This is a genomic window from Rhodospirillum sp. A1_3_36, from assembly GCF_047263945.1.
Classification (GTDB): Bacteria; Pseudomonadota; Alphaproteobacteria; order Rhodospirillales; family Rhodospirillaceae; genus Rhodospirillum.
This window is the reverse complement of the sequence record NZ_JBLAVB010000022.1, coordinates 1-14,420: the sequence shown is the minus strand read 5'-3', so window position 1 is coordinate 14,420 and position 14,420 is coordinate 1. Positions and strand designations below refer to the sequence as shown.

Annotated in this window: 10 protein-coding genes; 6 read left to right on the top strand and 4 right to left on the bottom strand. The window is 61.0% G+C overall.

All coding sequences use genetic code 11. The features are described from left to right. Positions 1 to 9: 9 nt before the first annotated feature. From ACLIRY_RS23515 to ACLIRY_RS23500, 4 genes are all read left to right on the top strand, one after another. Complete coding sequence (locus ACLIRY_RS23515; protein ID WP_413207866.1) at positions 10 to 984, top strand: AAA family ATPase; 975 nt, start codon at positions 10 to 12, stop codon at positions 982 to 984. After that, positions 981 to 4,703, top strand: coding sequence for a formylglycine-generating enzyme family protein (locus ACLIRY_RS23510; RefSeq protein ID WP_413207865.1), 3,723 nt, complete (start codon positions 981 to 983; stop codon positions 4,701 to 4,703). Before ACLIRY_RS23515 ends, ACLIRY_RS23510 begins: the two co-directional genes overlap by 4 nt. Then, positions 4,693 to 5,070 carry an HRDC domain-containing protein gene (locus ACLIRY_RS23505; protein WP_413207864.1) on the top strand — a complete coding sequence of 126 codons (378 nt, stop codon included), beginning with the start codon at positions 4,693 to 4,695 and terminating at the stop codon, positions 5,068 to 5,070. Before ACLIRY_RS23510 ends, ACLIRY_RS23505 begins: the two co-directional genes overlap by 11 nt. A 96-nt stretch (positions 5,071 to 5,166) precedes the next feature. Then, entirely contained in the window at positions 5,167 to 6,138 is a 972-nt protein-coding gene (locus ACLIRY_RS23500; protein WP_413207863.1) for a formylglycine-generating enzyme family protein, read from the top strand. A gap of 235 nt (positions 6,139 to 6,373) precedes the next feature. Here ACLIRY_RS23500 and ACLIRY_RS23495 read toward each other — a convergent pair whose 3' ends face one another. From ACLIRY_RS23495 to ACLIRY_RS23480, 4 genes are all read right to left on the bottom strand, one after another. Next, a complete protein-coding gene (locus tag ACLIRY_RS23495) occupies positions 6,374 to 7,294 on the bottom strand; it encodes a restriction endonuclease (RefSeq protein WP_413207862.1) in 921 nt (306 codons plus the stop codon). 12 nt (positions 7,295 to 7,306) lie between these two features. Beyond that, on the bottom strand, positions 7,307 to 10,453 hold the full coding sequence (locus ACLIRY_RS23490; RefSeq protein ID WP_413207861.1) for a type I restriction endonuclease subunit R: 3,147 nt from the start codon (positions 10,451 to 10,453) through the stop codon (positions 7,307 to 7,309). Positions 10,454 to 10,479: 26 nt separating this feature from the next. Continuing rightward, positions 10,480 to 11,706 (bottom strand): restriction endonuclease subunit S, encoded by a 1,227-nt coding sequence (locus ACLIRY_RS23485; protein WP_413207909.1) that lies wholly within the window; start codon positions 11,704 to 11,706, stop codon positions 10,480 to 10,482. A 98-nt stretch (positions 11,707 to 11,804) separates the two neighbouring features. Next, positions 11,805 to 13,373, bottom strand: a complete 1,569-nt coding sequence (locus tag ACLIRY_RS23480) for a type I restriction-modification system subunit M (protein WP_413207860.1) — start codon at positions 13,371 to 13,373, stop codon at positions 11,805 to 11,807. Between the two features lie 341 nt (positions 13,374 to 13,714). Here ACLIRY_RS23480 and ACLIRY_RS23475 point away from each other — a divergent pair, with 341 nt between their 5' ends. Together ACLIRY_RS23475 and ACLIRY_RS23470 are read left to right on the top strand one after the other, a co-directional pair. Beyond that, complete coding sequence (locus ACLIRY_RS23475; RefSeq protein WP_413207859.1) at positions 13,715 to 13,936, top strand: hypothetical protein; 222 nt, start codon at positions 13,715 to 13,717, stop codon at positions 13,934 to 13,936. Beyond that, positions 13,927 to 14,205 (top strand): type II toxin-antitoxin system RelE/ParE family toxin, encoded by a 279-nt coding sequence (locus ACLIRY_RS23470; protein ID WP_413207858.1) that lies wholly within the window; start codon positions 13,927 to 13,929, stop codon positions 14,203 to 14,205. Before ACLIRY_RS23475 ends, ACLIRY_RS23470 begins: the two co-directional genes overlap by 10 nt. Positions 14,206 to 14,420: the final 215 nt, after the last annotated feature.

Here is a 14,420-nt window from a genome sequence, read left to right as displayed (position 1 = left end):
TCCTTCCGAATGACATCTTTCCAAGCCAACGCTCCCTTCAAGCTTCCCTCGACCGATAGCGATATCCCGGTTTTCCATGTGTTCGACCAAGAAGATATCGATGCGGTCGAGGCGGCGTTGGCCGCCCGGCGTCCTCTGCTCGTGCGGGGAGAACCCGGTGTCGGGAAAACCCAGCTTGCCCAGGCTGCGGCCCAGGTGCTCGGGCGGGGGTTTTGTAAAATGGTCGTGGATGCGCGCAGTGAGGCCCGGGACCTGAAATGGCGGGAAGATCTCGTGGCGCGGTTGGCCGATGCCCAAATGATGGGAACACTGCCGGACCGGAAGCGGGCCCACCGGGAGCGTGGGCGATTGGATCCCCGGAATTATGTCGCCCCGGGCCCCCTCTGGTGGGCCTTCGACTGGGATGGGGCGGCCCGTCAGGCCCATCGCGTCAACGAGCAGGCTCCGCCATCCCTGGGACCGACGTGCGATCCCGCGAATGGCGTCGTGATTCTAATCGACGAAATCGACAAGGCGGAACCGGAAGTACCCAACGGCCTTCTGGAGGCCCTCGGCGCACGGGAGTTCACACCGACGGGACGGATGGAGCCCGTGCGCGCGGGCATATGGCCCCTCGTCGTCATTACGACGAACGAGGAAAGGCGGCTTCCCGACGCCTTCCTTCGCCGATGTGTCGTCCATGACATGTCCCCTCCCTCCGACCCGGACGATCTAAAGGCATGGTTGGTCGCGCGGGGGAAAACCCATTTCGCACATGCGCCGTCCACTCTGCTGAAAGAAGCGGCGGATCAAACCGTTCAGGATCGCCAGGCCTGCGAGGCGCAACGCCTGCGCCCCCTCCCCGGGCAGGCCGAATACCTGGATTTGTTGCGTGCGGTTCTATCGGACGAAGCGGTCCGGGACCTGCCCGCAGCAGAGCGCCTGAACCGATTGGCGCCCTATTTTCTCAAGAAGCATCCGGAATTGCGGAAGCCCCGGACATGACGGGAAAGGGCAGGCGAGGACGGGCGGATCTCGCCCGCGCGCTGTCTCCCCTATCGGCGGACGAGGAAAAGAACCGCCGCCTCGCGACGCTCTTGGGGTTTGACAGGGGGCAGGTCGAGACGCCCTTGGATCCAAGTGCTTTTCTGGACCTGGGGGGCGGGACGGAAAGCGAGGAACGCGATCCAGCGTCGGTCGTCATTCACGCCACGCCCTCAGTTCACCAAATTCCGTTTCTCCTGCCCTGGCGGTTTACGGCGCTTGACCACACGGAAGAGGAACAGGAGGCAGACACCCCCGACGATGGGGAACCAACCCCCTTCGTCGCGTGGACGGATAAACCCAAGGGCCTTCCCCCTTGCCCCGTCCTCCGTCCCTGGCGATCCCTGGCGCCCCTGTTGCGTCGCCTCATCATTCCGGACCGCGAGACCTGGGAGGTGGATGTTCCGCGACTGGTCGAGCGTATCGCGAAGGGACGAAGCCTTGAAAGCCCACCCCGCCGTCACCGGGCAGTCGGTCCCAAGCGGTTGTTTGTTGTTCGGGACCGAGACCCCAGACTGATCCCCCTTTGGGATGATCAGGACGCGCTGATTAGAGGGCTTCCCAGCCTTTTTCCCCATACGGAGATCACGGTTGTTCGGAGGGAACCCGGATCGGAACGATATTTCGAAGGGAGGGGGGACGAGGTCATTCCTCGGGATGACCAAACCCCCTGGCTGGTGTTGGGGGACTTGGGCGCCCTGACCGGGGCGGATATCGCCCCCTGGATCCGACTGGCCCGAGACCTTTCGCCAGGATGCGCCATCGCCTTGACACCCATGGGACGGGAGGAGGCGGATCCGCGCCTACGCTCCCTCTGGCGTATCGAGCCCTGGGAAGAGGTCCTGGATGTGGATGACGCGGTCGGAGGGGAAAGACAAGGCTTGGCGCGGCACTTGCTGACCCTACTGTCCCCGGCGATGGGATTCTCGCCCGGTATGATGCGCGTGATGAGGCGGCGGCTTCTGCCACGGGCGGATATCGCGGTGGAAATCGCCGCTTGGAACGATCCCGCCCTGGAAGTGCAATCGGCGATCCTGACCTGCTTGACGCGGGAGGAGGCGGCGAGGGGATGGGACCTTTTCGAGAACGGGGTAACGGACCAGGAAAAAAGCGATGCGCTTGCTGTCATTCGGTCCTGGCGGTCTGGCATGGATCGTTCGCAAGTCGCGGAGGATTTCTGGTTTACGGAGTTGCTGAACCTGTCACCGCGCACCCGAGCCCTGGTGACAGCCGCCTATCCGGAGGACGTAAAATGCGCCGAGGCGTTTTTTCTGACCTTGGCACATCGGCAACGGTTCGGCCGGGATGCGCTTGGGGATGGCCCCCTTGCTTGGCTCGCGGTTATGGGGGACAGGGCGCCGACCGCTTGCAAAGTCAGTGACGCGTTTTGGAACGCGGTGCGCCATGTGAAAGCGAATGACCCGGACTATATCCCTCCTCCCGGGCGCACATTCGCCCTAGGGGATGGGATGACCGCCATTGACCGAATATTCGTCACGCAAGTGGGCATGGACTTGCTGTGTGGCGTCAACGCTCCAACCGAAGGCTCCCTGATCGCGGTGTTGCCGTCCGACACCGGGGTCCTTGACGTCGAAGCATGGGATGATGGCTGGGAAGAGGTATGGGGGGCGGAAGGGGTTCCCGACTGGGTGGAGGATTTCGGAACGGACGACCATGGCCGCTGGTGCCGGTTTTCCTATAAGGGCGTTTCTCAAACCTTGCGTTGGTGCCCCCCTGGACGCTTCCTCATGGGCTCTCCAGAAAATGAGTCTGGACGAAGAAGGGAGAGTGAACAGTCCCAAGTGGAGATCACGTTCACCGAAGGGTTTTGGCTGTTTGACACCACCGTGACGCAAGCACTGTACGAAGCGGTGATGGGAGAAAATCCGAGCGCGTTTTCGGAGGACGGCGCCCAACGTCCCGTAGAGCAGGTGAGCAGGGGGGCTGCGCAAGCGTTTCTGGAGCGTCTCAACGGGGAATTTTCCGGCCTGTTTTTCACGCTCCCCAGTGAAGCGCAGTGGGAATACGCCTGTCGGGCAGGCTCCAATACGCCCTTTGAGCCGACAGTGGCGGCCAAGCATAAGGGTGTGGACTTAACCGCCGAGGAGGCGAATTTCGATAGCAAAAGAAAAGGAACCGTTCCCGTGTCAGGGGCGCCATTTCGCCCAAACGCCTGGGGCTTATGGCATATGCATGGGAATGTCTGGGAGTGGTGCGCCGATATATGGAGTGCCGATCACAGGGGTGCGGACCCTTTCGGCAAGCCCCGCTGGGAAAGCGGGAAGGGCGGGCGGGACCGCGTTGTGCGCGGGGGCTCCTGGGTCGATCCGGCCCAGGTCTGCCGGTCCGCGATCCGGTACGGGTACCTGCCCGACGTCAGGAACTACGATTTCGGTTTTCGCCCCGCCGGAGGTCTTTTAGCGAGCTCCAGCAGGCCAGGAGACGGCCCAGAGGGCCGTGGCCTGGATCCCGGTACGGCGGATAAGCCGGAGGCGTCCGCCGTTCGGGGTTCAGGCCGCCGCGCGGAGCGCGGCTCGAGTTTGGAACGGGCGCGGATAAGTCCCGATAAGGAGACCCGGCTTGCACGTCCCGCTGCGCCTTTCATCTTGCGGACGGATCGGGCGGAACTGGTCTTCCAACGCAAGACGCTTGCGGAGATGCCTTGGGCCTCCGCCGTTGGGCGGGATCGCTTCGGGCTTTGGTCCGAGCTGACCGTCGAGGGGGTGACGCAACGCCTGCGCTGGTGTCCGCCCGGACGGTTTCTCATGGGATCTCCGGCGGAGGAGCCCGGGCGGTATGACGACGAAGGCCCTCAAACGGACATATGCATTTCCGAAGGGTTCTGGCTTTTTGATACCCCCGTCACCCAGGCCCTGTATGAAACCGTGATGGGAAATAATCCCAGCAAATTTCGCTCTCCCCTGCGTCCCGTGGAACAGGTGAGTTGGGAAGACGCGCAGGCGTTTCTGACGCGTCTCAACGGCGAAATTTCGGGCCTGTCTTTGACACTGCCCAGTGAAGCCCAATGGGAATATGCCTGTCGGGCTGGCACGCGGGAGGCGACCTATGCCGGGCCCATGATCATCGAGGGCGAACACAACGCGCCTATTTTGGAGGATATCGCATGGTACGGGGGCAACAGTGGCGTTGGGTTTGAATTGGCCAACGGTGTGGATAGTTCGGATTGGGATAAAAAAGCCCATGACCATCAATCCGCGGGAACGCGGTTGGTGAAGGGGAAGCGCCCCAACCCTTGGGGCTTGTACGACATGCTGGGAAATGTCTGGGAGTGGTGCGCGGATTTATGGAGCGGCGGTTACGGGGGCGCGGACCCTTTCGGCAAGCCCCGCTTGGAAAGCGGGAAGGGCGAGCGGCACCGCGTTGTGCGCGGGGGCTCCTGGGACGATCCGGCCCGGAGCTGCCGGTCCGCGATCCGGGACTGGTTCCTGCCCGACTTCAGGTACTTCAATCTTGGTTTCCGCCCCGCCGGAGGTCATGGTCAGAGCTCCAGCAAGCCAGGAGACGGCCCGGAGGGCCTTGGCCTGGATCCCGGTACGGCGGACCAGCCGGAGGCGTCCGCCGTTCGGGGTTCAGGCCGCCGCGCGAAGCGCGGCGACGCGCGATGGGACAAATTCCGTTCTCTTTTCGCTTGGGGAAAAAGGAATAGGAATGCGGATTGACCTTTTCACCATTCCCGCCCATGGCGGCGAGGATGGGCTCGACGACTTGAATGCGCTGCTATCCTCGGCGCGTATCGTGACCGTGGATCGACACTTCGTTTCCGATGGCGCCGCGAGTTTCTGGGCGGTTTGCGTGGTTTCCCAACCGGGTGGCAAGCACCGCCCCTTCGCCAAACCGGGTAAGAAGCCAAGCATCGATTATCGTGAGGTTCTCGACGCGGAAGATTTCGCCCTTTACGCCCGATTGCGGGACCTCCGAAAAACCCTCGCGGAGCGGGAGGGCGTGCCGGTCTACGCGGTTATGACCAATGAACAGATGGCGGAGATGGCGCGCCATCCCATTGCTCCAGTTTTGGCGGAGGCGTAACGTGACCCAAGGGAGACAGGTCGAAAGGGCGAGCGGAACCGCGTTGTGCGCGAAGGCTCAGCGGCGGTCGCCTTTTCGTGACGGGAAACAGACCTCATGAGGAAACCGAGAGGGACCCCTTTCCCAACGATTATCGATACCGGATGGCACCCGCTCATGAACGGGGGCGCGCCGGAATGGGCCAGTGGATGGGGACAGGATTCCCACGGCGTATTCGTTGAAATCGCGGTCCACGAAATCACGCAACGCCTCCGCTGGTGTCCCGCAGGACGTTTTCTCATGGGGTCGCCGGAAAGGGAGGAGGGGCTTAGTCGTGAACGTCCCCAAACGGAAATCACGTTCACGGAAGGGTTTTGGATATTCGATACCGTTGTGACGCAAGCATTGTATGAAGCAGTGATGGGAAAAAATCCGAGCCATTTTTCGGAGGGGGGCGCCCAGTCTCCCGTCGAGAACGTGAGTTGGGAGGACACGCAGGCGTTTCTGGAGCGTCTCAACGGGGAATTTTCCGGCCTGTCTCTCATCCTTCCCAGTGAAGCGCAGTGGGAATACGCCTGTCGGGCTGGCTCCGACACCCCCTTTGAACCGACTGTGGCGGCCACGCACAAGGGTATGGGGTTGACCGCCGAGGAGGCGAAATTCGGTAATGAGAAAAAAGGACCGGTTCCCGTGTCGGGGGCGCCATACCGCCAGAACGCCTGGGGTTTATGGCATATGCATGGGAATGTCTGGGAGTGGTGCGCGGATTTATGGAGCGACGATCATCGGGGCGCGAACCCTTTCGGCAAGCCCCGCTTGGAAAGCGGGAAGGGCGGGCGGGGCCGCGTTGTGCGCGGGGGCTCCTGGTTCTATCCGGCCCGGCTCTGCCGGTCCGCGATCCGGCTCGGGTACCTGCCCGTCAGCAGGAACTTCAATATCGGTTTTCGCCCCGCCGGAGGTCCTTTAGCGAGCTCCAGCAGGCCAGGATACGGTCCGGAGGACTGTGGCCCGGACCCCGGTACGTCGGACAAGCCGGAGGCGTCCGTCGTTCGGGGTCTGGGCCGCCGCGCGGAGCGCGGCGAGGCGTGAAACGCGCCATTGCCGCACTTCACAGTTAACGAGACACCGGTTTGATGCCTATGCCACCAGCCCTGGCGGGTTGTTCTGGTTGGCCCGAACTTGGGCTGGTGGTGTTCTGTATCCGTGTCCCTGAATGCCCCATTCCCCTTCGTAGCGGCGCCAGATGTCCAAGAAGGCTCGGCGAAGATCTTCGGTCCTGCCGAAAATCCGCAGCCAGAGGAGGTGGGAATAAAAACTTCGCCGATCACTCGAAGAAGTCATCGTCTTCTTTTTTCAGTTCCAAGGTCTCGACGGTGCGGCATCCGACATTGTGCCGTATCATCAATTTGGCGAGCGACTTCCCATCGATCAGGACAATCCGCTTACTCAACCGACTGGCGGTGCCCTTGGCGGACGTGGTGAATGTGGAGGTGGTGACGAACAACCCCTTGGCCGCCTTGAAATCATCCAGGCTGCCGAAGAAATCACGGATGGCCCCCGATCCAACGGTGTTCCCGTCGGCATACCGTTTCGCCTGTACATAAATGCGGTCGAGACCCAAGGGATCCTGGTCGATCACCCCATCGACACCACCATCCCCTGATTTGCCCACAAGGGCCGTGCTGATATCGGCGTTCGAGCCCCCATACCCCATGGCGATCAACAGATTGACCACCACTTTTTCGAAAAACGCCGGAGTTCCGGACCGCAACCGCTGGAGCAAGGCATCCGCGAGGGCGTCCTGGACCTCCTTATGGGCTTGCCGCATGACTTCATCCGGCGTCAGGATATCGCCCTCCCCATCCGTCGAGGATACGACGACCTCATCTCCTCCCGTTTCCGTCGATCCGGCGCGGAAATCGCGAAAGGCCTCGAACTGTTCGAGGTATTTGATGGTGATGCGATCCGGTGGGTTGGCCAGCACTTTTCGGCCTTCCTCGGAAATCACGAAGTGGGCGCGCCGCGTCAGGTCAACGAGACCGGCTTTCCCCAGATAGGACTTTGCCCAATTCACCCGGTTGGAGAAGGTCGTTTGTTTGCCCGAAGGCAACAACTGGAGCCGCTCCTCGTCGGTCAGAGCCATATCATCCGACAGGCGATCCACCACCTCTCCGATGCGGACTTCCCCATCCGCCGAAGCCCGCAGCACGGGCAACATGAGCGTCTGAAAATCAGGTATGGTCACGGGCTCATTTCCTCACATTGGATCCTTGGCCCATTCTCCGGCCAAGGCTTCGGCTTGTTGCAGGACCAATTGCACGGCTCCGGCCTCCAAATCCGGCGGAAAGCCGTATTTCTTGAGGATCCGCTTCACTTGACGACGAATGCGGGCCCGGGCGGCTTCGCTGTGCGTCCAGTCCACGCCGGTCGATCCACGAACGTTGGTTAATAGCTCCTGGGCGATCACCGCGAGGTTCTTATCCCCCATCACATCCCGGGCACTCTCGTTGTCGGCCAGGGCTTGGTAGAAGGCCCATTCCTCCTGGGACAGCCCCAGGGCTTCCCCCTTGGCGCTTGCCGCCTTCAAATCCTTGGCGATCTGGATCAACTCCTCGATCACCTGAACCGAGGTCAGAGCATTGTTGTGATACCGGGCGATGGCCGCCTGGAGCCGTTCGGTGAAGTCCCGGGTTTCCACGACGTTGGTTTTCAGACGGGAGCGGATCTGTCCATTGATCAGCTTTTTCAAAGCCTCCAGGGCGAGGTTCTTCTTGTCCATCCGCCGCACGTCCTCCAGGAACGCGTCGGACAGGATGGAAATATCCGCTCTCTCGACCCCAGCGGCATGCAAAATGTCGACGATATCGGTGGAAACAACCGCCCTGTTGATGATCTGTTGGACCGCCAGATCCCGGTCCGCCTGGCTCTTCTTCTTGTCCCCATCGGTCTTGGCGAGGGCCGCGCGGACCACCTGGAAGAACCCGATCTCGTCGCGGATTTCCTTCGCCTCATCACTCGCCGCCGCCAGGGCGAAGGCCTTGGACAGGGCCAGCACGGCATCCGCATAAAGCCGCCAAGCCGCCTTGCGCTCCTTGTCGGTCTTGGCCTTCGCCGCCTCTTGCTTCTGGTACTCCAGAACCCATTCCATGGCTCCGGCAATTGTTTCCAACCGTTGATGGGGAGTCCCCGACACACCGGGGGCATAGTCGAAGCCGTGGAAGATCTGGCGGACAATCTCGTACTGCTCCAGCAGCACGGCGACGGCCTCTTCCTCGTCGATCCCCACCTTGTCCCGATCCCCTTCCGAATAGTCCGAAAGGGCATGCTTCAGGTTTTGGGCCAGCCCGATGTAATCCACGATCAGGCCACCGGGCTTGTCCCGGAAAACCCGGTTCACCCGGGCGATGGCCTGCATCAACCCGTGCCCCTTCATGGGTTTGTCCAAATACATGGTGTGCATGGGCGGAGCGTCGAAGCCGGTCAGCCACATGTCCCGGACAATAACCAGCTTCAGGGGATCATCGGCCTTGCGGGCTCTCTTCGCCAAGGTGTCCCGCCGCGTTTTTCCGCCAATGTGCTTCTGCCACCTCTCCGGGTCCGTGGCGGAGCCGGTCATCACCACCTTGAGAACGCCGGTCTTGTCATCGTCGCTGTCCCAATCCGGTCGCAGCTTAATGATCTCGTCGTAGAGCGCCACGCAGATCCGGCGGCTCATGCAGACGATCATTCCCTTGCCGTCCATGCCGACGAGCCGGGCTTCGAAATGCGCGACAATATCCTTGGCGACCGACTGGAGCCGTTTGTCCGCCCCCACCAGGGCCTCCACCCGGCTCCATTTGCCCTTGAGCTTCTCCGCCGCCTCGGTTTCCTCCTCGTCGATCAGCTCCTCGACCTCGGCGTCGACCTTGGGGACTTCCTCGGGATCGAGTTCGATCCGGGCGAGACGGCTTTCGTAAGAGATGGGAACGGTCGCCCCATCCTCGACCGCCCGCTGGATGTCGTAGATATCGATGTAGTCCCCAAAGACGGCGGGGGTGTTCACGTCACCGGATTCAATGGGGGTTCCGGTGAAGCCGATGAAGGAGGCGTTGGGCAGGGCATCCCGCAGGTATTTGGCGTAGCCGTAGGCCCGCTCGCCCGTATCCCGCCGCACCTTCGCCCGCATCCCATATTGGCTGCGGTGGGCCTCGTCGGCGATGACGACCACATTGGCGCGGTCGGTCAACCGGGGGTGCTCGTCCCCCTCCTCGGGCATGAATTTCTGGAGGGTAGTGAAAATCACCCCACCAGCGGGAACGGACAGCAAGGTTCGAAGACTTTTCCGGTCTTCCGCCTGTTTCGGCGTCTGCCGAATCAAGTCCTGACACCCGCTGAACGTCCCGTACAGTTGGTCGTCCAGGTCGTTCCGGTCGGTGATGATCACGAGGGTCGGGTTGGCCATGGCCGGTTCGGCGATCACCCGCCCGGCATAGAAGGCCATCAACAGGCTTTTCCCCGACCCCTGGGTATGCCAGATCACCCCGACCTTGCGATCCCCGGCCACGGCGGAGGCTTCCAGGGTCTTGGCCAGGGCGTGGCGGACCGCGTGGAACTGGTGGTAGCCCGCGATTTTCTTGATCAGGACGGAGCCGTCGGAGTCGAAGACCACGAAGCCCCGCAGGAAGTCCAGAAGCCGCCGGGGCTCGAAAATCCCCACGAGCAGGGTTTCCAACTCCGGCACCCCCTTTTTGAGAACGGTGGTGCCGTCCTTGGTCCGCCAGGGCATGAACCGCTCTTCATCCGCCGTCAGGGAGCCGACGCGGGCCTTGAGGCCATCGGAGATGACCAGGAACAGATTGGTTCGGAACAGGCTGGGGATCTCGGCCTTGTAGGTTTGGAGTTGGTTGAACGCCCCTTGGATCGTGGCGTCCGCGTTGCCCGGGTTCTTGAGTTCAATGACCCCGAGGGGCAGACCGTTGACGAAAACCAGCACGTCCGGACGCCGATTGTGCCCCCCCTCAATGACCGTGACCTGGTTCACCGCCAGCCAGTCGTTGGCCGAGGGGTCGGCGAAATCCACCAGAAAAGCCTTCTGGCCGGACACCGAGCCGTCGGGCAACAGAACTTCCACATCCACGCCATCGGTGAGCATCAGATGGAGACGCCGGTTCTCCTCAATCAGGGAGGGCGTCGCGGCGTCATGAACCTGCTTAAGCACCTCCTCGATGGCATCCTCGGGCAGGTCCGGATTGATCCGGAGGAGAGCGCCGCGGAGGCGATCAACCAGAATGACATCGCCATGGGACTGGCGCTCGGGAGACGCGCCATCCGGGCCGATCCGGGGACCGGGGAGAACGGTGTATCCAAGAACCTGGAGCCAGTCCAGGGTCAGGTGCTCGATGCTGTCTTCCGTGATAATCGGCATGGTCCCCGTCTCCCCCTGGTGTTCGCCTATGCGACCCCTTCGACGATGGTTTCTGCATCCCGGAGACGGATTTCTCCGGACATCAGTTTTGGCAAAAGCAGGTCGCGGAGAGCGGCAAGAGTTTGGTTTTCGGTAACCGCCGCATCTTGCTTCTCTGCAATCGGCATCGCGAACTTCGAGAAAGCCGCAATAAGGCCAGCCGGAGGAACTGTAATCCTGGGTCGCTCAAAGGCATCGGCGGGCAACATATTCACGGTTGTACCGTTGGAGTAGCGACGGATCACCTCTCCTTGAGGCGAAACCGACATCAGAAAGTGAAGGTAGGTGGTGTTCAAATGGGTCTTGGGGCGGCCTTGGATTTTGTACAAATGGTGGCTGAAAATGCCCTTGCCCTGTGAAGGTGGAACCAAGGCAGAAAAACCAATCAGCAAGTGCTCGAAGCCTTGCTCCGTGTTCGCGACCAAAAGGTCTCCTGGCCCTGCCTCATGTTTCTCCTTGAACTCCCCCGCGTAGAACTTAATGCCCTCGTACTTGTATCCGCCACCCTCAAGAATCGAGTTCAGATTAAAAAGTGGCGCCCCGGCATCTGATAGGCCACTCCCTTTGTAGCTCAGTCCCTTCAAAGCCTTGAAATGCTCACCGATGGCCTCCATCCGCCACCCCACCGGCAGCCCATCCTCTCCGAAGGTATCGGGGAACAGGGCGACGGTCTCCGGGTCCATGTGGGCGGGAGCCTTGCCTGCGGCCTTGGCATGAACGGGATCGAAGTCCACGAACCACGACTTAAAGACCGCCCGAGCCATAGCCTCCAGCGTCTCGTTCGTGCGGCGGTTCAAGTCGATTTTATCGTCGAGGGAGCCGAGAACCGAACTGATCCTACACTGGTCGTCCAGAGGGGGAACTGGTACCGTGAATTTGTGGCAGTCAGCGACCCGAATATGGCTCACGACGGAACCTGAACCATCGTGTGACTTAAACTGAGCTTGTAGGTTTGGAGAGCAGAACGAATAGTACAGAAATCGCGGATCAATAACTTTTGGGTTTGGCCGATACTGCATCATTCTCTGTCCGAGAAATATTCCTGGCATATCTCTCACGAAGCCGACCTCCCCGATGGGAGCCTCCCGAGTTAGTACTACGTCTCCATCGACGAGCTTGGCCCTTCTTGTCCATCTCTGGTATGTGCTGGCATCGACAAAGCGACAATTGTCTAGATTAATTTTGCCGTTTCGTATGTTCGTCGTTCGGATCATTCGGTATGGCGTCGTTGCATCGACGGTAGGCGCTGTACGGTTTACGCAGTCCACGATCAGGTTGCATAGTTCGCTGACCGGCTTTCGGTCCCATTTCGTCATTTCGCAAACATCCGAAGACTTGCCCGAATTTGTTCACTGAAGTTATCGGACAGTTCAAGTTGATGCTCCAATGTTCGCCGAAGCGCTGAAAAGCGCTCCTCAAACGGAACGTCATCTTCTTCAACCTCCGCCGCCCCCACATAGCGGCCCGGCGTCAGGACATGCCCATGTTCCCGGATGTCCTCCAGGGTCGCCACGTTGCAGAAGCCGGGGACATCCTCGTACTCGCCCCGCCGCCCGATGGCCGCAGCCTCACCCCGCCACGCGTGGTAGGTATCGGCAATCCGCTGGATATCCTCTTCGGAGAGTTCCCGCCGCGTTCGGTCCACCAGATGCCCCATCTGGCGGGCATCGATGAACAACACCTCGGTCTCTCTGCCCCGGAACCCGTTCTTTTTCTTGCTGCGGCTGAGGAACCACAGGCAGGCGGGAATCTGGGTGGAATAGAAAAGCTGCCCGGGCAGGGCGACCATGCAGTCCACGATATCCGCCTCGACCATGGCCTTGCGGATCTCGCCCTCTCCGGACTGTTGGGAGGACATGGATCCGTTGGCCAGCACCACGCCCGCCGTGCCCGTCGGTTTGAGGTGATGGACGATATGCTGGAGCCACGCGAAGTTGGCGTTTCCGGCGGGGGGTTTGCCGAACTGCCAGCGGACATCCTCCGCCAACCGCTCTGCCCCCCAGTCGGAGGAATTGAAGGGCGGATTGGCGAGGATGGTGTCGAACTTCATCAACTTGAATTCGTCGGCGTGGAACGACCCTTCGTTGTTCCAACGAATATCCGCATCGATCCGCCGCACCGCCATGTTCATGCGGGCCAGCCGCCATGTCGTGTTGTTGGATTCCTGTCCGTAAATGGCAAGATCGCCGATGCGTCCGCCGTGGTGGCGGAGAAACTTGTCCGACTGCACGAACATCCCGCCGGATCCGCAGCAGGGGTCATAGACCCGCCCCTTGTAGGGCTCGACCATCTCCACCAGCAGCTTGACCACAGACTGGGGCGTGTAGAACTCCCCGCCCCGGCGCCCTTCCACACCCGCGAAGCCATTAAGGAAGTATTCGTAGACACGACCGAACACATCCCGGCCCTTGCCGTCCTCGCCCGTCATGGTCAGGGTGGAAAAGACGTCGATCAATTCTCCCAGCATGGTCTTGTTCAGGCTGGGACGCCCGTAGTCCTTCGGAAGCACGCCCTTGAGGCGCGGGTTGGTGGTTTCCAGCCCCCGCATGGCGTCGTCAATCAGGGTCCCGATGGTCGGTTGCTTGGCGTTGGCCTGAAGTTTGGACCAGCGCGAGCCCTCGGGCACGAAGAAGATATGCGCCGAGAGGTATTCGTCCATATCCTCGGGATCCGCCAGCTCATCGGTCAGGAGTTCGGCGTACTTGACCTCGAACGCTTCACTGATGAACTTGAGGAAGATCAACCCCAGGGCAACGTGCTTGTAGTCCGAGGGCTCCATGTTCCCCCGCATTTTGTCGGCGGCGGTCCAAAGTTCCTTTTCAAATCCGATGGTCGCTCCATTGGATGCCCCTTTAGAGGGGGAGCGGGGAGTACGTGCCATGTGGGGAAAGATCCTCGAATGGAAGGGGGACGCGTGAAGAAGATTTGAACCCTACTCCAAACGATGAAGACCATCCAAGCGGGATGAACAACCATGCCTCGGGTTGGCCGGGCAGGACACCCACGGTAGTTGCAAAACGCCCCAGAACGCGCGCTCTTTTCGACGCGTCGAAACTGGTGATTGGACCCAATACCCGTATTGTCAAAGAGCGTGGCAACCAGAAACAGAGGGAAGGCCTACGCCCCGCATGCACCCGCCCAGCATCGAGAGCGGGAACGGTAACGCCGAAAACGGCAGGGCTTGTCCTTGTGGTCGCACGAGAGATTCCCTAATATCAAGACATGACCAAGCTCATGCAACAAGCCATGTCCGCCATCGCGACCTTGTCCGATGAACATCAGGACGAGTTGGCGCGGCATCTCATGGAAGAAGCCAAGCGGCTCGCCATCGCCGAAGGGTTGGCGGATGTCGAGGCCGGTCGCGTCATTTCCCATGAAGACATGACGGCATGGTTAGAAAGTTGGGGAACCGAGAACGAACTGCCCCCTCCCGCATGCAAGTAATCTGGTCGCGTGCATCGCGGGGAAAACTCTCGGAAATCCGCCGGTACATCGCGGAACACAATCCCTCTGCCGCCGCATCAGTGGCGGCGCGTATTTTGGAAGCGGGCAATGCACTCCGCGATTTTCCCTCACGCGGACGGCCAACCAACCACGCCGATATACGGGAACTCGTGATAACGGGCACGCCCTATCTGCTGGTCTACCACGTGGGCGAGGGCGGAAAGGTCGCTATCCTGAGCGTCTGGCACGGCGCGCAAGACCGTTCGTAACCTATCCCATCACAGCCTGGATGTGCTCCGATCTGCGCCGAATTCTGCCCGCAATCACACAATGGTTTTATCGGTGGCCACCGCCCCCCAATCCTGACCGCATTCCCCATAAAAGCTAGCCGCCCACCGACGAGCGCCCTACAGTTGTCCCCCTTCACCCCGACAACCCATGTGGCGATTGGAGCTCGGCAGCTATCCCATGTTCTTCGCGCGTC

Coding starts and splice junctions, on each gene's coding strand:
- ACLIRY_RS23515 (WP_413207866.1), top strand. CDS start 10: ATGACATCTTTCCAAGCCAACGCTCCCTTCAAGCTTCCCTCGACCGAT.
- ACLIRY_RS23510 (WP_413207865.1), top strand. CDS start 981: ATGACGGGAAAGGGCAGGCGAGGACGGGCGGATCTCGCCCGCGCGCTG.
- ACLIRY_RS23505 (WP_413207864.1), top strand. CDS start 4,693: ATGCGGATTGACCTTTTCACCATTCCCGCCCATGGCGGCGAGGATGGG.
- ACLIRY_RS23500 (WP_413207863.1), top strand. CDS start 5,167: ATGAGGAAACCGAGAGGGACCCCTTTCCCAACGATTATCGATACCGGA.
- ACLIRY_RS23490 (WP_413207861.1), bottom strand. CDS start 10,453: ATGCCGATTATCACGGAAGACAGCATCGAGCACCTGACCCTGGACTGG.
- ACLIRY_RS23485 (WP_413207909.1), bottom strand. CDS start 11,706: ATGATCCGAACGACGAACATACGAAACGGCAAAATTAATCTAGACAAT.
- ACLIRY_RS23480 (WP_413207860.1), bottom strand. CDS start 13,373: ATGGCACGTACTCCCCGCTCCCCCTCTAAAGGGGCATCCAATGGAGCG.
- ACLIRY_RS23475 (WP_413207859.1), top strand. CDS start 13,715: ATGACCAAGCTCATGCAACAAGCCATGTCCGCCATCGCGACCTTGTCC.
- ACLIRY_RS23470 (WP_413207858.1), top strand. CDS start 13,927: ATGCAAGTAATCTGGTCGCGTGCATCGCGGGGAAAACTCTCGGAAATC.